We start from the raw sequence: 17300 nt of genomic DNA, 5'->3' as shown, positions 1-17300 counted from the left end.
GGCTCCAATGGTCGCCCGCTCTCCTGTCCATCGGTCCGCGCATCGGTCCGCGCCGCTCCTCGTCCGGATCGCCCGCGCCGCCGCCGTGTCGCTCGCCCTCGCCGTGCCGAGCGTCGCCGCCGCCGAGACCCGGATCGCCGTCGTCGACGTGCAGCACGCCGTCATGCAGACGGAGGACGGCATCCGGGCGCAGGCCACGCTGAAGAAGCTCTTCGACCGCCGGCAGCAGGAGCTCGACGCGAAGCAGACCGAGCTCCAGCGGGCGCGCGAGGACATCGAGAAGCAGTCGCGCGTGCTCTCGCGCGAGTCGCTCCAGAAGCGGATGGAGGACTGGCAGCGCCAGATGGTCGAGCTCCAGACCGTGTTCGTCGACTACAACAAGGAGCTCCAGAAGAAGCAGGGCGAGCTCACCGGGCCCATCCTCAAGAAGATGATGCTCATCGTCGGCAGGATCGCGAAGAAGTCGAGCTACGAGATCATCTTCGACAAGCAAGCGGCCCCGTACGTCCGCGCCGATCTCGACCTGACGGAGCAGGTCATCCAGCTCTACAACACCGGCGGCGGCGAGGACGACGCCGGCGGCGACAAGGCAGAGAAGAAGGACGACGCGAAGTAGCGCGCCGCCCGCGCGCTCCACACCGCGGAAAGGAGCCGGCCTTGCCTGACCGAACCCAAGCGCCCGTCACGCTCGACATCCATCAGATCCTGTCGATCCTGCCGCACCGTTACCCCCTCGTGATGGTCGACCGGGTGACGGAGATCACCGCCAACAAGTGCATCCGCGGCTACAAGTGCGTCGCTTACAACGAGCCCTGGTTCCAGGGGCACTTCCCCCAGCGGCCGATCATGCCCGGGGTGCTGATCCTGGAGTCGCTCACGCAGCTCGGCGGCATCCTCGCCTACGCGTCGGATCCGTTCGACGCCACGTCGAACCTCATGTTCTTCCTTGGCATCGACAAGGCGAAGTTCCGCCACACCGTGACGCCCGGCGACCGGCTCGATCTCTACGCCGAGGTGCTGCACCACCGCTCGAACGTCTGGAAGCTGCGCGGCGAGGCGAGCGTCGACGGGACGCTCTGCGCCGAGGGAGAGATGCTCGCTTCCATCGTCGATCGCGAGCCCTGATCGAGGAGGGAGATCTCGTCATGAGGCCCAGTCCATCGCCGTCGTTCGCCCGTGTCCTCGCGGCCCTCTGCGCCTCGCTCGCCCTCTCGCTCGCGGGCGGCTGCGGCGGCGCCGCGCCCCTCGCGCCCCCGGCGCCCGAGACGGGCGGCGGCCTGATCGGCTCGGCGGCGCCCGAGCTCGCGGCCGAGGTCGTGAGCGGCGAGGGGCCCCCTACGCTCAAGGACGCGCGCGGCAAGGTGGTGATCGTCGATTTCTGGGCGACCTACTGCCGCCCCTGCAGGAAGTCGTTCCCCAAGTACCAGGCGCTCCTCGACCGCTTCGGCGGCGATCTCGCCGTGCTCGCCGTCTCCCTCGACGCGCCCGAGGACGTCTCGACGGAGCAGCTCACGGCGTTCGCGGACGAGGCGGGGGTGAGGTTCAAGATCCTCTGGGACAAGGACCAGAGCGCGGAGAAGGCGTACAAGCCGCGGAGGATGCCGACCGCGTTCGTCGTCGATCGGGGCGGCGTCGTGCGCCATATCCACGCGGGCTACGAGGATGGCGAGGAGGACAAGATCTCCCGGGAGATCGAGGCGCTCCTCGGCCCGGGGGCCGCTCCGCCGCCCGCCGACGGCGGCCGCCAATCCCCTTGAGGCTCCCGAGGAGGCGACGCCCGTCTTGACGACCCCCACCCTGATCCGGCGCGTCTCGGTCGAGGCGCTCGACATCCCGCTGCACGAGCCGTTCGGCATCGCCGGCGGCGCGCAGGAGCGCGCGGCGAACCTCCTCGTCACCGTGGAGCTCGCCGACGGGACGCTCGGCTTCGGCGAGGCGGCGCCGCTGCCCGCCTTCAACGGCGAGACGCAGGACGGGTCGCGCGCGGCCGCCCTCTCCCTGCGCGAGGCCGTGGTCGGCTCGGACGCGCGCGCGTGGCGCGCCGTCGCGCGCGCGCTCCACACGGCGGCCGGGGGTGGCGCGGGCGCGGCGCGCTGCGCGATCGAGACCGCGATCCTCGACGCGCTGACGAAGCGCGCCGGCATGCCGCTCTGGGCCTTCTTCGGCGGCTCCGGGACGGCGCTCACGACCGACATCACCATCACCACCGGCTCGCCGGAGCGCGCGGAGGAGGCCGCGCGGCGCGCCTCGGGCATGGGATTCCGCACGCTCAAGGTGAAGGTCGGCGGCCGCCTCGCCGCGTCGGATCCGGCGCGCATCGAGGCGATCCGCGCGGCCGCGCCCGGGGCGTCGCTGATCCTCGACGGCAACGGCGGGCTCACGGCGGGCGAGGCGCTCGCGCTCGTCGCGCACGCGCGCCGGCTCGGCGCGGACGTCGCGCTGCTGGAGCAGCCGGTGCCGCGGGACGACTGGGACGGCATGAAGGAGGTCACGCGGCGCGCCGGCGTCGACGTGGCCGCCGACGAGAGCGCCGCCTCCGCGGAGGACGTCCTCCGCGTCGCAGCCGAGCGCGCGGCGACCGTTGTCAACATCAAGCTGATGAAGGGCGGCATCGCCGAGGCGCTCGACATCGCGGCGGTCGCACGCGCCGCGGGGCTCGGGCTCATGATCGGCGGGATGGTCGAGTCGGTGCTCGCGATGACGGCGTCGGCGTGCTTCGCCGCCGGCCTCGGCGGGTTCTCGTTCGTCGATCTCGACACGCCCATGTTCCTCGCCGAGAACCCGTTCGACGGCGGCTTCGTCCAGCGAGGCCCGGCGCTCTCCCTCGAGGGGATCCGCGCCGGCCACGGCGTCACCCCGGAGCGCCGCGATCCAGGGGCGGGCTAGCTGTCGCGTCGCCGACGGCGCCGATCCACGCCGGCACGCCCAGCTGATCGAACGGGCCTCGCAGGTCGTCGGGCAGCGGCGCGGCGAGGCGCAGCGGCGCGCCCGTCTCGGGGTGGGCGACGGCGAGCTCGGCCGCGTGGAGCGCGAGGCGGTGCAGCGCATAGCGCTCGCGGAACAGGCGGTTGTGCTCGCCCTTGCCGTAGTTCACGTCGCCGATGATCGGGTGGCTGATGTGCTTGAGGTGCCTCCGCACCTGGTGCAGGCGGCCCGTGCGCGGGCGCGCCTCGACGACGGCGTAGCGCTCGAGCGCGTGGAGGCGCTCGAAGTCGGTGACGGCCGGGACGCGCGGGCCCCCTTCGCGCCGCGGGATCGGGTGATCGATGCACCCGCGCTCGGGGGGAACGCCGCGGACGAGCGCCAGGTAGCGCTTCCGCGCGAGGCCCTGCTCGAACTGCGCGCCGAGCAGCGCCGCGGCGGCGGAGTCGAGCGCGACGAGCAGCACGCCGCTCGTGGCCCGGTCGAGGCGGTGGACCGGATAGACCTTCCGGCCCAGCGCGCGCTCGGCGAGGTCGACGAACACGACCGGCGCGCTGCCCCAGCCGCGGTGCACGAGCAGCCCGGACGGCTTCGCGAAGGCCGCGACGCGATCGTCCAGGTGGAGCAGGGAGAGCTGCATCGCGGCCCCGCTCATCCGGTCCCGAGCGCGAGGTACCGCGCGAGCCGCTGGTAGAGGGCGGCCGCGAGATCCGCGTCGTGCTCGCAGACCTCGGCGAAATCGTCCTTGCGGATCCGGATGAGCCGCGTGCGCGCCGCGGCCACGGGCAGATCGCCCTTGCGCCGCGCGCCCACGAGCGACTCGGGGAAGAGCAGCCCGGAGGACCCGACGCGCCGCCCGTCCGGCAGGTTCACGGCGCCGTCGAGCACCAGGTAAGCGACCAGATCGCTGGCGACGTCGCGCGGGATCCGATCCCCCGCGCAGAGCTCCACCTCGACGCCGGCCGCGAGCGCCCCGAGCACCGCCGCGGGGCTCATGCCGGCGAGGAGCGGGCACGCGGAGAGCACCGACAGATCGCGCGAGGACGGGCCGGCGTCGTCCGCGCGCTTCACGAAGCGCTCCTTGATGTCGATGACGATCACGCTCGCGTTGTCGTGGCCCCCCCGCTCGCGCGCGTGGCCGAGGAGGCCGGCGGCGACCTCCTCGGGCCCGCCCTTCGAGCAGAAGCGGGAGAGCGCCGCCTCGCTGTCGACCGCGTTGTGCACCCCGTCGGTGCAGAGGACGATGCGGTCGCCGCGCGAGAGATCGACGAACACGGTGTCGACCGCGACGGTGCCGGCGAGCCCGATCGCGTTCACGAGCGGGTTCCGTTGCGGCTTCCTGGCCGGGGTCGGGTTGCCGGCCGCGCGGAGCGTATCGTAGAGGGCGTGGTCCTGGGTGAGCTGGACGGTGGTCGTCGGGCGAACCAGGTACGCGCGGCTGTCGCCCGCGTGGGCGAAGAACGCCCGGCTGTGCGCGAGCACGACGAAATCGAGCGTCGTGCCCATCCCCTGGTAGCTCGGCTCCGTGCGGCGCGCCTCCAGGATGGCCGCGTGCGCGGCCTCGCCCACGCGCCGGAGCAGCGCGAACACCTCGCGCCGCGCCTCGATGTTCGGGTCGGCCACGTACGCGTCGAGGATGGCCGCGGCGGGCGGACCGAGCACCTCGGCGCGCACCGTGTCGACGGCGATCTGAGCCGCGACCTCGCCCGCGGCGTGGCCGCCCATCCCGTCGGCGATGCCGAAGAGGGCGAGCTCGGGGCAACAGAGGATCCGGTCCTCATTGCTCGGGCGGACGAGGCCGACATCGGTCGATGCGGCGAACTCGATGCGATAGTCGAAGCGTGGGAGGATCCGGGACACCGCGACCAGGATAGACACCGTGCGGGCGGCGTCAAAATGGCGCGGCTGTCGACGACCGCGCGACGGCTCCGCGACGGCTCCGCGCCCGCTCGCCTGCGCCCGCCGGCGCTCGCCCCTGCCCCCGCCGCGAGCGCGCGCCACGTCGCCGCCCCGCTGCCCCCCTCGCGCGGCGGCGCGCAGCGCGTCGTCGCCCTGGCCCGCCGGCGCGGGCCGGCGCGCCCTGCGCACCGGCCGCGGCGAGGCCGTGCCTCCGGCGGACACACCAGCGTGCAACGCGCACGGATCCACGGTTGGCCCGACTCTCGCGTCTTCGGGGAGCATGCAACTCATCGAGGTGGACGTCGGGCGCTTTCGGCTCGAATTGGGCGGAGGGCTCGGGCTGGAGGTCATCGTCCTGTTCAGCCGCTCGGTGGCCTTCTGGCGCTGGGGTGGCGAGCTCGTTGCGGAGGTCAGCGTCGGCGTGAGCTGAGCCGGACAGCCGTCGTCTCGACCTGAGCCCCGCCGGCCACAGCAGATTCGGGGCGCGCAGCGAAAGAGCCCCAGACGAAAAATTCCGGTAGGATTCGGCTCGACCGCATGAGGCCTCGCCGCTGTCTGACATCCACCACGCTCGCTCCTGCCGCGGCTCTGCCGGAGGCCTGCGCAGCGACTCCGCCGTTCACGCTCGAGCTCGGCGGTCCGACGCGGACTGCGGGGCGCGCGACCTCGCGCCGCTCGTGGAGCGCGCGATGACGGTAGAACCGCGGATCGACGTCGCCACCATGCGGCGCGCCCTGTCCACCGCCGAGGCGGTGATGGCGCTGAACCCTCCCGAGTCGCCGATGAGCGAGGGGTACCGGCTGTTCCGGGTGTCGGGCGGTGACGTCGCGTGGCTGGACCTGCCCGCGAACAGCGGCGCGTATGCCGTCTTCGGCTCGCACCCGCGCTGCGACATGAAGTTCGCGTCGGGCGACGACGTCTGCGTGCGCCACCTGGTCGCCACCTGCTGCAACCTCCCCGACGGCGCCTTCGGCCTGCGGCTCATGGATCTGCAGACCTCGATCCCCTTCTTCGTGGACGATGACGTGCCGCGGCGGTCGATCGTCGTCAGCGGCCCGCTGCTCGTGCGCATCGGCAAGCACGTGGTCGGCGGGCTCCCGGTCGGGCCGCGCGCCTCGTCGAGGGCGCTGGAGGTGAGCTCGTGCGGGATGAGCGAGCCGCCGCGCGGGATCGAGAGCATCGCGGGCAAGGCCGTCAGCGAGGGCGCCGCGCCGCCGGCGGCGACCGAGGGCATCACGACCAGCCACCGCTTCGCCCGCGGAGAGATCTCTCACATCACGTCGGTGCGCCCCGTCTCGCACATCGAGGAGATGGTGGCCCCGCGCGCGAAGAGCGGGTACGTGCGGCTCACGCTGCAATCGAGCGAGCGCAGCGCCGCGGTCGAGCTGCCCCAGCAAGCGCTCGACGACGGCGTGCTCCTCGGGCGCGCCGACAACTGCCTGGACCGCGGCCTGCGCGCCGTCCTGAGCACGCACATCTCGCGGACCCACCTGCTGCTCCTGCGGGACGGCACGGAGATCATGGCCCTCGATCTCTGCTCGACGAACGGGACGAGGTTCGCGGGCCAGAAGGTCCGCCGCGTGATGGTGCCCGCCGAGGGCCTCGCGCTCACGCTCGGCCCCGAGCTCACCCTGATCTGGCACCCGCAGATCTGACACGCCGGCCGCGCCTCGCGGCCGCTGGCGCGCCCTCGCGGCGCGCTATGCGCTGCGCGCTACGCCAGAAGCTGGCGCGCGATGACGAGGCGCTGGATCTGGCTCGTGCCCTCGTAGATCTGGAGGACCTTCGCGTCGCGCATCATCTTCTCGACGGGGTACTCCTTCACGTAGCCGTTGCCGCCGAACACCTGCACGGCGTCCACGGCCGTCTGCATGGCGCTGTCGGCGCCGTAGGCCTTCGCGAAGCTCGAGACGATCGGGTCGCGCACCCCGTGATCGAGGTTCCACGCGGCCTTCTGGTAGAGCAGGCGCGTGCCCTCGACGCGGATCGCCATCTCCGCGAGCATCCACTGGATGAGCTGGTGGCTGCCGATCGGCTGGCCGAAGGTCTTGCGCTCCTTGGCGTAGGCCACGCACTCGTCGACGCAACGCCGCATCAGGCCCGTCGCGGCCGCGCCGATGTCCGGGCGGGTCTGGTTGAAGGTCTCCATGGCGAGCTTGAAGCCCTGCCCCTCGGGCGCGAGCAGGTTCGCCTTCGGCACCTTCACATCGTCGAGGAACACCTGGGCTGTGTCGCTCGCGCGCTGGCCGAGCTTGTCCTCCTTCTTGCCGACGCGGAGGCCGGGCGTGTCGCGGTCGACGATGAACGCCGCGATCCCCTTGTGCCGCAGCTCCGGGTTCGACGTCGCGAAGATCACGTAGTAGCGCGCGTAGCTCGCGTTCGTGATCCAGCACTTCTGCCCGTTCAGCACGTAGTCGTCCCCGTGCTTCGTGAAGCGGGTCTTGAGGCCCGCGACGTCGCTGCCCGCGTCCGGCTCGCTCGTGCAGTAGCTCGCCATGATCGGCTCGGCGGTGAGCATGCCGAGGTACTTCTTCTTCTGCTCCTCGCTGCCGGCGAGCTTGATGGGGGTGAGCGCGAGGCCGTTCGCCAGGAAGCTCGTCTGGATCCCGGTACACCCGTACGAGAGCTCCTCGGCGAGGAGGGCGTTCTCGAGCTCGCCCATCCCCGGGCCGCCGTACTCGGCCGGGCAGGTCGGGTTGACGAGCCCGATGTTCCAGCCCTCCACGAAGACATCCATCGGGAAGTACGATTTCTGATCGCACTCGGCCGCGATCGGGAGGATGCGCTCCTTCGTGAAGCGACGCGCCGTATCGATGAGAGCCTTGTGCTCTTCGCTCACAGAGAAATCGACCACCTTGTGACCTCCGGCTCGTGGGGCGGGGACGGCGCTCACCGAGCCCGCCAGCTACGCGGGACGAGGGCCTGCGCCCCCGTCACTGCTTCATTCTGCGCTTACGTCGCTCTAGCTCGGCCCGCACGGCGCGGCTGCCCAGGATGTAGCCGACGATCAGCCCGAGCATCAGCACCACGGGGATGTAGAGCGCGTGCTGCGGGGTCATCTCCCCCAGGTTCGGCATCAGCTCGCCCCCTGGCCTGCTCCAGACCGCGCCTTCTGCACGGCGGCCTCCAGCGCGTCGATGCGCCGGTCGATCTGCTTCTGCCGGCGCCAGGAGAGGAAGACCAGCGCGAAGAGGATGAGCCAGATCGCGGCGTACGCCTCGACCAGCAGCTTCTCTCCGCTCTGCATGTCGTTCCCCCCCTGGACGGGGCGGAACGCCTGCGACCGGTCGTCCGACGCGGTGCTCGTCGGCTGCTGCAACGCCGCATGGGAGAACAAGGAATGATGGGAATTCACGTTGTCAGTCCTCTCCGATGCCGGCTTCGAGGGCCTCTTGCTCGATCTCCGCGAGCCGCGCGGACGCGAGATCGACGCGGTAGCGCGCCCACACGAGCGCGAGGGTGAGCAGGGTGAACGAGAGGAAGCCGAAGCCGAGCGCCATCTTCATGTCGGGGTGCCCGAGGCCGCCGCCTTTGCCCGTGATGACCGTGGGGTGGTTACCGCCCCACATCTTCACCGAATAATGGATGATCGGCAGGTTGGCCGCGCCGAGGACGCCCAGGGCCGCCGCGAACTTGCGCTCGGCGTCGCTGTCGCCGGTGAAGGCGCGGAGCACGACGTAAGCGATGTAGATAAGCACGCTGAGCAGCGACGTCGTGAGGCGCGGATCCCACGTCCAGTACACGCCCCACGCCTTGGCGGCCCACAGCGGACCGGTGACGAGGACGATCAGCCCCATCGCCACGGCGACCTCGGCGCCGGCCTTCGCCAGCGAATCCCAGCGCTGGGTGCCGCGCGCGAGGTAGCCGGCGGAGCCGATGAAGCAGACGGTCGCGCCGATGTACATCGCGTACCCGGCGGGGGCGTGGAAGTAGAAGATCTTCTGCACGATCCCCATCGTGGCCTCGGTCGGCACGACGTAGGCCACGAAGTGGAGAGTGCCGATGATGGCGAGGGCCGACGCCGCGAGCAGGACGTAAAACGCGATGCTGGCGCCCGCGGAGGCCCCGCTCGCCGCGCGCCGCGCCGCATCACCGTTCGCTGCCAAAGCCACCTTGTGCGGCGCCTGCTCGACGTTGACGTTGGCTCCCATGCTGTCCGCGCACCGTACTGCCAAGGACGGTCGCGTTCAAGCCGGGGTGACGCGGAGCCGAGCGACGCAGCGCGTGCCTCAGCGCGGCCGCCCCCTCGCTCAGGTGCCGTCCGGCGCGATGGCGTCCCAGCCGGTCGCCTTCGCGAGCCGCGACATCGCCATGTCGAGATCCATCGTCGCGTTCAGCTGGTTGAATCGGTTCGTGGCATATGCCTTGGCTGGATCGATGAGATCCTTGTCCGTCATCGTCCCGACGTCGATTCCTTGCTGCACCATCACGAGCCAGCGCTTCCCGTACTTGGTCGCCTTGCTGTAGGCGTCGAGCCGCTTCTGGGCCTCCACGACCTCGGCATAGGCGGTCTCGACCTCGGTCGCGACCCCGCCCATGGCAAAGCGCTGCGTCGCCGCCATCTCCTCGAGCTGCGCCTCGGCGGCGCGGATGCGCGCCGCTTGCGGCAAGAGGTCGAGCTTCCACTGCAGCGCGAGCGCCGCGCTGTAGTGGAAGAAGTTGCCGGGGTCGTTGGTGAACGGGTTCAGCTGATCCGCGACCTCCGGGGCGGCGCTCACCCCGACCTGCACGGCGATGCCGATGTCGGGGAACAGCTGCGCGCGCGCGAGCCGCACCTGCGCGGACCTCGCGTCGAAGCCCGCGCGCGCCTGCGCGAGCTCCGGTCGGTACAGGCGCGCCGCGGTCAGGTAACGGGTGACGTGGCCGAGCCGGTGCTTCGGCGGGCGGATCGGGAGGTCGGGGATGTCGAGATCCGCGACGCCCGTGTAGAAGCGCAGCCCCGCCAGCGCGACCGAGACGTATTTGTCGGCCTCGGCCCCGCGCGCCTCGAGCTCGGCCCCGAAGGTCTGCAGCTTGAGCAGCTCGATGGGATCGCCCTCCTCGCGCTCGACCTGCTCCTCCAGGCGCCGGAGCGCCTTGTCCATCTCGGCCCTCACGTCCACGAGCAGGCTGCGCGAGTCGCGCGCGAGCTGGAGGCCGAAGTAGGCCTTGCGGACGTAGAGCCGCACCGCGTCCCGCTCCTTCTCGACGCTCGCCTGGTTCACCCGGACGTTCGCCTCGGCGGCGTCCCAGAGGTTCGTGATCTTCCCGAACGTCCAGAGCGGGATGACGCCGTCGATGTTCACGCGCCAGCCGACCCCGAGGCTCGAGGTGAGCGAGACGTCGGTGTTCGGGCTGAAGACGTTGTTCCCGCGGACGGTCGGCGCGAGCGCGACGCCGCCCGTCAGCTTGAACTGCGAGAACGGGGCGTACCGGGCCTCGTCGAGCTGCGCGCGGACCTGGTCGAGCTTCGCGCGGGCGACGGCGACGTTCGGGTGATTGCGGTCGGCGAGCGCGAGGACGCCGGGGAGATCGTGGACCACCGCCGCCCGCCGCCCGGGAGCCCCGCCGGCGTCGGCGGCGGCGGCAGGGAGCGGCGCCAGCCGGACCGCGAGGGAAACGGCGGCGGCAGCAAGGGCAGCTCGTGCAGCGCGTCGGGCCATTTTCGGCGCAACGTAGCACGAGCCGGCCGCGCGCTTCTGCAACGTGCGCGCGCGACGTGCGCGCGTGCGCCGACGTGTCCGCGCGTCAGCCCGCGCCGCCCTTGCCCGGGGCCGCCCCGTCGGTCTCCCCCTGCGCGGCCTCGTCTCCGCGCGAGGCGACCTTCTTCTTCAGCCTCCGGAAGTTCGAGCGATCCATCCCCGCCTGCCGCGCCGCCTCGCTGAGGTTGTTGCCCGTGCGCTCCAGCAGGCGCCCGACGTAGATCTGATCGAACGCATCGACGGCGCGCTCCTTGGCCTCCGCGTAGGGGAGATCGCAGAGCTCGGCCGGCAAGACGAGCGCGTCCCTCGGAGGGCGAAGCGGCGGCCCGGAGCGCCCCGACACCGCGGGCGGCAGATCCGCGGGCAGGATCGCCTCGCCGCGCGCGGAGATCACGGCGTGCTCGATGGCGCTCTCGAGCTCGCGCGCGTTGCCCGGCCACGCGTGCTCGCGGAGCAGGCGCGCCGCCTCCGGGCCGATCCGCTTGACGTCGCGCCCGTGCCTGCGCGCGCACCGGTTCAGGAAGTGGCTCGCGAGCAGCGCGACGTCCTCCCTGCGCCGCCGGAGCGGCGGCAGCTCGACGACGACGACGCCGAGGCGGTACGCGAGATCCTCCCGGAGCTGGCCTGAAGAGGCGAGCTCGCGGAGGCCTTCGCACGTCGACGCGATCACGCGCACGTCCACGCGGCGCGGCTCGCCCCCCGCCCTCGCGATCTCGCCGTGCGTGAGGACCCGGAGCAGCCTGGCCTGGGCCGCGAGCGGCAGCGCCGAGACCTCGTCGAGGAAGAGCGTGCCCTTGTCCGCCGCCTCGAGCAGGCCCCCGCGGGCGCGGCCGTCCGGCGAGGCGTCGCCGCCTTCGCCGAAGAGCTCGTCCTCGGCCCGCGACGGCGGCAGCGCGCTGCAGTCGACGGCGACGAACGGCCGCGCGGCGCGCGGGCCGCGCCGGTGGACGGCGCGCGCGACGAGCTCCTTGCCCGTCCCGCGCTCGCCCACCAGCAGGAGGGGCGCGGCGACGGCCGCCACGCCGAGCGCCTTCCTGTAGGCGTCCTGCATCGCGGCGGAGCTCGTGATCACCTCGCCGAGCTGCTCGTGCTCGTCGACCCGCTCCTCGAGGGCCCGCGCGCGGCGCTCGAGCCGACCGCGCTCGATCGCGCGCTCGATCGTGATCGCGACCGCGGCCTCCGCGTCGACGGGCTTCGTCACGACCCCGTACGCGCCGGCGCGAACGGCCGCGATCGCGGCGTCGAGGTCGGCGTGGCCGGCCATCACCACGACCTCGACGTCGGGGTACGCGGCCCTGATCCGATCGAGCACCTCGGCGCCGCTCATGCGCGGCATGGCGAGGTCGAGCAGCACCGCCTCGACGCGGGTCGTCGCGAGCAGCCCGAGCGCCGCGGGGCCGTCCTCGGCGGTGAGGACGTCGAAGTCGCGCACGAGCGCGCGCGCCAGGCCGCGGCGCAGGGCGGGCTCGTCGTCGACGAGGAGGATACGGGCGCGATCTGCGGCGTTCACGAGGCGGAGCGGCGAGCGGGACTAGAGCGGCTTGCGTGAGGGGAAGGGCGGGAGGTCGGTGCCCCGGCGCGTCTGCGGCTCCTTCGGCTCCTCCGCAGCCGTGTGCGCCGCGTGCGTCGCGGCGAAGGCCGGATCGCTCGAGCGCCGGAGCTTCCCTGGCGGGGGTGAGGACTGCGGCTCGCCGCTCGCCGTCGGCGTGTAGATGTGGCCGTGCTGCTGGAAGACGCAGATCCGGTTGCCGCCCTCGCGCTTCGCCTGGTTGAGCGCGCTCTCCGCGGCGCGGATCAGCGCGTCCTTGGAGCGGACGTCGCGCGAGGGGTAGAGCGAGACGCCGATCGAGACGCTGCACGGCCTCGCCTCTCCGCCGAACTCGACCGGGTTGCCGGAGGCCTCGCGCCAGATCCGCTCGGCCACCGTCAGCGACCCGGCGAAGTGGGTGCTCGGCAGGACGATGAGGAACTCCTCGCCGCCGTACCGCGCGACCACGTCCACCTCCCGGACGGAGCGGCGGATCCCATCGGCCACGCGCCGGATCACGGCGTCGCCGAGCGTGCGCCCCCCGGTCTCGTTCATCGCCTTCAGCCGATCGATGTCGACGAGCACGCAGGCGAACGGCTCGTGGTAGCGCTCCGCGCGCTTGAACTCCTCGTTGAGGCGCGTGAAGAGGTAACGGTAGTTGTAGAGCCCCGTCATCTCGTCGTGGATGGAGAGCTGCTCCAGGTAGGCGCGCTGCGCCGCGACCTGGTCGTGCAGCCGCTTGATCCGGAGCATCGCCCCGACCCGCGCGAGGAGCTCCTCCTCCTCGAACGGCTTGCAGACGTAATCGTCGGCGCCGATCTTGAGCCCCTCGACACGGTTCGCCGTGTCGCTCTTCACGGTGACCAGCACGACGGGGAGGAACGACTCCGACGTCATGCTCTTGAGCAGCCTGCACGCCTCGAGGCCGGTGAGCCGGGGCATCACGATGTCGAGGAGCACGAGATCGACCCCTCCCCGCCCGATCAGCTCGATCGCCTCCTGGCCGTCGTCGACCGCCTCGACCTGGAAGCCCGCCTTCTGAAGGATGCTCGCCAGCATCTGGCGCGCGAGGCGGTCGTCGTCCGCGACGACGATCCTGGCCGGTCGACCGCTCGGGAGCTCGATCGGCGCGGAGAGCGGAGCGGTTCGGAGTTCGTCGCTGTTCGGCACCGGCACATCCTCCCTTCAGCCGGGGCCGGGCGCAACGAGATCGCGCTGCGGTGGACGCCGCCTCGCCGCCGGTCGCGCGCGGTCGCGCTGACGATCGCAGGAGTTGCTTGGGCAGGTTGCCCGTGCATCGCCGATCTCGCGCGGGCTGCCGTCGCGCTGGTTTCGCGGTAAGGACCCGGCATGACTCAGGCGCGGTTCTGGAAGCTCGCGGCGCTCGCGCTGGCCTTCACGCTCGGCGTGATCCTGTGGGGCGCGTTCGTGCGCGCGACCGGCTCGGGGGCCGGCTGCGGCAGCCACTGGCCGACGTGCAACGGCGACGTCATCCCGCGCTCTCCGAGCGCGGCGACCTTCATCGAGTTCACGCACCGCGCCACCTCGGGCATCGCGTTCCTGCTCGTCGCGCTGCAGCTCGTCTGGGCCTTCGTCGCTTATCCGTCGGGCCACCCGGTGCGCGGCGGCGCGGCCGCGTCGATGCTGTTCATGATCACCGAGGCGGCGGTCGGCGCCGGGATCGTCCTGCTCGAGTACGTCGCGCACGACGCGTCGGCGGCGCGCGCGCTCTGGATGGCCGTGCACCTCATCAACACGTTCCTGCTGGTGGGCGCCATGACCTGCACCCTCTACTGGGCACGCGGGGGCCGGCGCGTGCGCTTGCGCGGCCAGGGGGTGACGGGCGCGCTGCTCGGCGCCGGGCTCGCAGGCGTCCTCGCGGTGGGCGTGACCGGGGCCATCGCCGCGCTCGGGGACACGCTCTTCGCCGCGGGCTCGCTCCGAGAGGGGCTGGCGCAGGATTTCTCGCCCGCGGCGCATTTCCTGCTGCAGCTGCGCGTGCTGCACCCGACGGTGGCGGCGGCCGTGGCCGTCTACCTCCTCTTCGCCCGCGGCGCCGTCGCTGCCCGGCGCCCCTCGCCCGAGGTCGCGCGGCTCTCGGCGGCGACCGGAGCGCTCGTGCTGCTGCAGATCGGCGCGGGGCTCCTCAACCTCTTGTTGCTCGCGCCGGTGTGGATGCAGCTCGTCCACCTGCTGCTCGCCGATCTCCTGTGGATGGTCCTCGTGACGTTCGCCGCGGCGGCGATGGGCGAGCCGGCCTCGGCGGCGGACGCGGGTCCGCCCGGGGAGAAGGCCCGGCGGGAGGCCGTCGCCATCTAGTTGCCCTCTGGCGGTGAGCTCGGCCTCGGCCCGGACCCCGGCCGCGGCCAGCCGGAACGCTAGAGATCCGAGCTCTCGTCGCTCCCGGGATCCTGCGAGATCGTGCGGCGCTCCGAGCGCTTGCGCGCTCCCTCGGCCGGCGCCGCGGCGCGCTGCTCGGGCACGGACGGGGGGAAGTCGACCTGGAGCACCATCCCTTGATCGGTCTCGAGCACGCGGTACGCCGCCTCGGTCTGGGTGCGCAGGTCGATCACCATGTCGAGATCGTTGCCCTGGCCGACGAGCTGCACCTGGGTCACCGGGGTCGCGAAGAACGACGTCACGAGCGGGAAGCGGTTCGTCTGGATCGCCCCTGCGCCCTTCAGCCGGTAGACGAGGCGTCCGGCGGCCTTCGACTCGGCGACGTCGACCTTGCCGCCGTGGATCTGCACGAACACGCGCGAGCCTCCGGCCGGGAGCATGCGGAAGCCCGGGAAGGTGGCGACCGGCCGCCCGGCGAGGCTCGCCTGCGCGTCCTTCTTGGGCTTGCGCGCGCGCCCGGCGCGCTTCGGCGCGCCGGCGCTGCCGCCGCGCGGCTTGTTGACCGCCGGCTTCTGCGGGGCGGCGGCCTTCTCCGGCGCCGCGGCGGCCTTCGGGGCCGGCTGGGCGGTGGCGCCCTGCCCGAAGGCGAGCGACGAGGCGAGGCCGAGGGCGAGCAGAAGGCTCAGCGAGAGGTGCCTGGAAGGTCGCATTCTATCAGTACAGCACGACCGCCTGGCCCGGCAAAGACGGCAGCACGTTAAGCTCCGCGTGTGCCGGCCCGCGCTCCACGCTTCTCGCACGTCATCGGGGTCGACGACGCGCCGTTCGCCCGCGACCACCGCGGCGACGTGCAGGTCGTCGGGACCGTCTTTTCGGGGCTGCGCCTCGAGGGCGTCCTCTCCACCCGCGTGAGGCGCGACGGGCGGAACGCCACGCCCGCGATCGCCGCGATGATCCGCGGCTCCCGCTTCTACGCCCAGGCGCAGGTGGTCATGCTCCAGGGCATCGCTGTGGCGGGCTTCAACGTCGTCGATCTCGCGGCGCTGCACGAAGCCCTCGCCCTGCCGGTCGTGGTGGTGGCGCGGCGCCTCCCGGACCTCGACGCGATCCGCGACGCGCTGCTCTCGCGCGTCCGGGGAGGGCGCCGCAAGTGGGCGCTCATCGAGCGCGCTGGCCCGATGGAGCCCGTCGCGAGCGTGTACGTGCAGCGCGCCGGGATCTCGCTGGACGACGCGAGCGCGCTGATCGCGCGGCTCTCGGTGAACGGCCACCTCCCCGAGCCCCTGCGCGCCGCGCACCTCATCGCCGGCGGCCTGACCACCGGCGAGAGCCGCGGGCGCGCGTAACGGTACGTTGACGAGCCGCGACGGCTCGCGCGCGTCAGAGCGCCTGCCGGCGCGAAGCGCTGGCGGTGCCCGCCTTCTCGGCCTTCTTCCCGCGGCCTGTCACCTTCGAGTAGATGACGTCGAGGTTGGCGTTGATGTCGAGATAGAACTGGGCGTCAGGGCTATAGAAGAAGTTCCTGCGCTGGCCGTCCTCCCCGAGCTGCGCCGTTGTGTTGTTGTAGCCCAGCGTGAGGTCGACGACCTCGTAGACCGGGTAGCTCACGTTGATGTCGAACGCCGTGTTCGGGAGGTAGGTGGTCCCGTCGAAGGTATACGGGGCGCAGCCGGTGCTGATCTTGAGGCATCCCTCTCCGAGCTCGGGCTTGAACCGGCTGAGCAGCCCGAAGCTCGTCCCCAGCGAGAGGTCCTTGTAGAGCGGCACGTCGAGATCGAGGCTCGTGGTCAGGCGATTGAGGACCTGGGCATACCCGCTCAGCTGTTCGTCGAGCTCGCTCTCACCGCTCGGGTTCTGCCGGAGTCGTCGGAGGTCCGGGTTCACCCGCATGATCGATCTGGAGAACAGGTGGGCATACGTCACGCCGAGCGTCGCCGTCACATGGTTGAGCCCGTCGGCCTTCGAACCGAGCAGCTTGATCTTCTGGCTCACCTGCGGGCCGACCGACACGGTGAAGTAGTCGCCCGAGTTCCAGCTCTGCGGCGAGGTCGGCAGGGTCACGCGCAGCCGCATGGCGGCGTCCGTCTTGTACTCGCCTTTGTTCGCGCCGCCGCTCTCCCAGAGCGCGCGGCTGTACCGGGCGCCGAGCGTCGTGTCCTTGAGCTGCGGCTCCCGGTACGTGGCGGTGGTGTCGCTGTTCGTGAGCTCGACGAGCCAGCCGATCTCGGCCGACAGCGACACCTTGTCCTTGGGGCGGTCGAGCAGGTAGTAGCTCGGCCGCAGCGTGAAATCCCAGCCGTAGACCTGGATGTCGGGCGTGTACTCGCCGCCGACGCCGAAGAGGGTCGTGCTGCCGGCCTGGTTCCAGGTGAACGTGGTCCCGCGCCAGCGCAGGTTCGTCTCTTCGTCCTCCTCCTGCACGGTATCGGCCGCGGTGGCCAGATCGAACCGCACCACCGGGGAGACCACGGCGTCGGACCGCGGTGTCGCCGGGGCCGACGGCGGCTCTGCCGGAGGCTCCGGCTGCGCGGGGGGCGCTGGCTCCGCGGGCGGAGCGGCGGCGGGCGCGGCAGCCACGCCCGGCGCAGCCGCAGGGGCGCCGGGAGCCGCGGCAGGAGCGCCGGGCGCGGCAGGAGCGCCGGGCGCGGCCGGCGCCGGGGCGGCCGGTTGCTGCGGCGGCTGAGGCGGCGTGAGATCGGCCGGTGGAGCTGTCGGCTGCGCGGGTGGCGTCTGCGCGGACGCCACCGAGATGCTGCCCAGGACACCGGCAGCCACAAGCAACGATCGGAACGTCATCTCCACTCCCTCTCCTGGTCGCCTCGGACCCTCACGCTCCACCGCGCGCTCGGCCAGACGTCGGCTCACCCTCCGCGCGCGCCGTCCACCGGCGCGGTCAGCGCGCCGGGACACCTGCTCGGTCCGCCCTCTCT

The 17300-nt window shown here is 72.2% G+C and carries 19 protein-coding genes; 8 read left to right on the top strand and 11 right to left on the bottom strand.

The annotated features are described in order from the left end of the window. Window positions 1-7 precede the first annotated feature (7 nt). From WMF29_RS15850 to WMF29_RS15835, 4 genes are read left to right on the top strand one after another with little or no spacing between them, the layout of a single operon-like run. Window positions 8-616 (top strand): OmpH family outer membrane protein, encoded by a 609-nt coding sequence (locus tag WMF29_RS15850; protein ID WP_437329632.1) that lies wholly within the window; start codon window positions 8-10, stop codon window positions 614-616. A gap of 41 nt (window positions 617-657) precedes the next feature. Then, on the top strand, window positions 658-1125 hold the full coding sequence (gene fabZ / locus WMF29_RS15845) for a 3-hydroxyacyl-ACP dehydratase FabZ (RefSeq protein WP_272098066.1): 468 nt from the start codon (window positions 658-660) through the stop codon (window positions 1123-1125). A 20-nt stretch (window positions 1126-1145) separates the two neighbouring features. After that, window positions 1146-1757, top strand: coding sequence for a TlpA family protein disulfide reductase (locus WMF29_RS15840; protein WP_437329631.1), 612 nt, complete (start codon window positions 1146-1148; stop codon window positions 1755-1757). A gap of 25 nt (window positions 1758-1782) precedes the next feature. Beyond that, window positions 1783-2886: a dipeptide epimerase gene (locus tag WMF29_RS15835; protein ID WP_437329630.1), complete on the top strand. Its 1104-nt coding sequence runs from the start codon at window positions 1783-1785 to the stop codon at window positions 2884-2886. Here WMF29_RS15835 and WMF29_RS15830 read toward each other — a convergent pair. After that, on the bottom strand, window positions 2852-3577 hold the full coding sequence (locus WMF29_RS15830; protein WP_437329629.1) for a pseudouridine synthase: 726 nt from the start codon (window positions 3575-3577) through the stop codon (window positions 2852-2854). The two genes, WMF29_RS15835 and WMF29_RS15830, sit on opposite strands and share 35 nt — an antisense overlap. Then, window positions 3574-4782, bottom strand: coding sequence for a protein phosphatase 2C domain-containing protein (locus WMF29_RS15825; protein WP_437329628.1), 1209 nt, complete (start codon window positions 4780-4782; stop codon window positions 3574-3576). Before WMF29_RS15825 ends, WMF29_RS15830 begins: the two co-directional genes overlap by 4 nt. Window positions 4783-5101: 319 nt before the next feature. Between WMF29_RS15825 and WMF29_RS15820 the strand changes: the two genes are divergently transcribed. Together WMF29_RS15820 and WMF29_RS15815 are read left to right on the top strand one after the other, a co-directional pair. Then, on the top strand, window positions 5102-5251 hold the full coding sequence (locus WMF29_RS15820; protein ID WP_272098061.1) for a hypothetical protein: 150 nt from the start codon (window positions 5102-5104) through the stop codon (window positions 5249-5251). Window positions 5252-5510: 259 nt separating this feature from the next. Continuing rightward, window positions 5511-6476 (top strand): FHA domain-containing protein, encoded by a 966-nt coding sequence (locus WMF29_RS15815; RefSeq protein WP_272098060.1) that lies wholly within the window; start codon window positions 5511-5513, stop codon window positions 6474-6476. A gap of 59 nt (window positions 6477-6535) precedes the next feature. Here WMF29_RS15815 and WMF29_RS15810 read toward each other — a convergent pair whose 3' ends face one another. The 7 genes from WMF29_RS15810 to WMF29_RS15780 all read right to left on the bottom strand — a co-directional run bounded on the left by WMF29_RS15810 (window position 6536) and on the right by WMF29_RS15780 (window position 13200). After that, window positions 6536-7675 carry an acyl-CoA dehydrogenase family protein gene (locus WMF29_RS15810; protein WP_437329627.1) on the bottom strand — a complete coding sequence of 380 codons (1140 nt, stop codon included), beginning with the start codon at window positions 7673-7675 and terminating at the stop codon, window positions 6536-6538. A gap of 79 nt (window positions 7676-7754) precedes the next feature. Then, on the bottom strand, window positions 7755-7898 hold the full coding sequence (locus tag WMF29_RS15805; protein WP_272098058.1) for a hypothetical protein: 144 nt from the start codon (window positions 7896-7898) through the stop codon (window positions 7755-7757). Next, the gene (locus WMF29_RS15800; RefSeq protein ID WP_437329626.1) at window positions 7898-8176 is read right to left on the bottom strand and encodes a CcmD family protein; all 279 of its coding nucleotides are present in this window, start codon (window positions 8174-8176) and stop codon (window positions 7898-7900) included. The genes WMF29_RS15805 and WMF29_RS15800 overlap by 1 nt, the downstream gene beginning before the upstream one ends. A gap of 4 nt (window positions 8177-8180) precedes the next feature. Then, entirely contained in the window at window positions 8181-8972 is a 792-nt protein-coding gene (locus WMF29_RS15795) for a cytochrome c biogenesis protein (protein ID WP_437329625.1), read from the bottom strand. Window positions 8973-9071: 99 nt separating this feature from the next. Continuing rightward, window positions 9072-10463 (bottom strand): TolC family protein, encoded by a 1392-nt coding sequence (locus WMF29_RS15790; RefSeq protein WP_437329624.1) that lies wholly within the window; start codon window positions 10461-10463, stop codon window positions 9072-9074. A gap of 85 nt (window positions 10464-10548) precedes the next feature. Continuing rightward, complete coding sequence (locus tag WMF29_RS15785; protein ID WP_437329623.1) at window positions 10549-12012, bottom strand: sigma-54-dependent transcriptional regulator; 1464 nt, start codon at window positions 12010-12012, stop codon at window positions 10549-10551. A 21-nt stretch (window positions 12013-12033) separates the two neighbouring features. Next, entirely contained in the window at window positions 12034-13200 is a 1167-nt protein-coding gene (locus tag WMF29_RS15780) for a diguanylate cyclase (RefSeq protein WP_437329622.1), read from the bottom strand. Between the two features lie 180 nt (window positions 13201-13380). Here WMF29_RS15780 and WMF29_RS15775 point away from each other — a divergent pair, with 180 nt between their 5' ends. After that, complete coding sequence (locus tag WMF29_RS15775) at window positions 13381-14349, top strand: COX15/CtaA family protein (RefSeq protein ID WP_437329621.1); 969 nt, start codon at window positions 13381-13383, stop codon at window positions 14347-14349. A gap of 59 nt (window positions 14350-14408) precedes the next feature. On the opposite strand, the gene WMF29_RS15770 is transcribed toward WMF29_RS15775, so the two are convergent. Next, the gene (locus WMF29_RS15770; RefSeq protein WP_437329620.1) at window positions 14409-15080 is read right to left on the bottom strand and encodes an AMIN domain-containing protein; all 672 of its coding nucleotides are present in this window, start codon (window positions 15078-15080) and stop codon (window positions 14409-14411) included. 60 nt (window positions 15081-15140) lie between these two features. Between WMF29_RS15770 and WMF29_RS15765 the strand changes: the two genes are divergently transcribed. Further along, a complete protein-coding gene (locus WMF29_RS15765) occupies window positions 15141-15716 on the top strand; it encodes a DUF99 family protein (RefSeq protein WP_272098050.1) in 576 nt (191 codons plus the stop codon). Between the two features lie 34 nt (window positions 15717-15750). On the opposite strand, the gene WMF29_RS15760 is transcribed toward WMF29_RS15765, so the two are convergent. Then, on the bottom strand, window positions 15751-17166 hold the full coding sequence (locus WMF29_RS15760) for a hypothetical protein (protein ID WP_437329619.1): 1416 nt from the start codon (window positions 17164-17166) through the stop codon (window positions 15751-15753). Window positions 17167-17300: the final 134 nt, after the last annotated feature.

This window comes from Sorangium sp. So ce381, from assembly GCF_051473845.1.
Taxonomy (GTDB): domain Bacteria; phylum Myxococcota_A; class Polyangia; order Polyangiales; family Polyangiaceae; genus Sorangium; species Sorangium atrum.
The sequence above is the reverse complement of the archived record's forward strand: the minus strand, read 5'-3'. Positions and strand labels throughout refer to the sequence as shown.

Excerpts from the sequence above, each read along its gene's own strand:
- WMF29_RS15775 (WP_437329621.1), top strand. The coding sequence starts at position 13,381 with ATGACTCAGGCGCGGTTCTGGAAGCTCGCGGCGCTCGCGCTGGCCTTC.
- WMF29_RS15830 (WP_437329629.1), bottom strand. The coding sequence starts at position 3,577 with ATGAGCGGGGCCGCGATGCAGCTCTCCCTGCTCCACCTGGACGATCGC.
- WMF29_RS15850 (WP_437329632.1), top strand. The coding sequence starts at position 8 with ATGGTCGCCCGCTCTCCTGTCCATCGGTCCGCGCATCGGTCCGCGCCG.
- WMF29_RS15840 (WP_437329631.1), top strand. The coding sequence starts at position 1,146 with ATGAGGCCCAGTCCATCGCCGTCGTTCGCCCGTGTCCTCGCGGCCCTC.
- WMF29_RS15820 (WP_272098061.1), top strand. The coding sequence starts at position 5,102 with ATGCAACTCATCGAGGTGGACGTCGGGCGCTTTCGGCTCGAATTGGGC.
- WMF29_RS15790 (WP_437329624.1), bottom strand. The coding sequence starts at position 10,463 with ATGGCCCGACGCGCTGCACGAGCTGCCCTTGCTGCCGCCGCCGTTTCC.
- WMF29_RS15770 (WP_437329620.1), bottom strand. The coding sequence starts at position 15,080 with ATGCGACCTTCCAGGCACCTCTCGCTGAGCCTTCTGCTCGCCCTCGGC.
- WMF29_RS15795 (WP_437329625.1), bottom strand. The coding sequence starts at position 8,972 with ATGGGAGCCAACGTCAACGTCGAGCAGGCGCCGCACAAGGTGGCTTTG.
- WMF29_RS15815 (WP_272098060.1), top strand. The coding sequence starts at position 5,511 with ATGACGGTAGAACCGCGGATCGACGTCGCCACCATGCGGCGCGCCCTG.
- WMF29_RS15805 (WP_272098058.1), bottom strand. The coding sequence starts at position 7,898 with ATGCCGAACCTGGGGGAGATGACCCCGCAGCACGCGCTCTACATCCCC.
- WMF29_RS15760 (WP_437329619.1), bottom strand. The coding sequence starts at position 17,166 with ATGACGTTCCGATCGTTGCTTGTGGCTGCCGGTGTCCTGGGCAGCATC.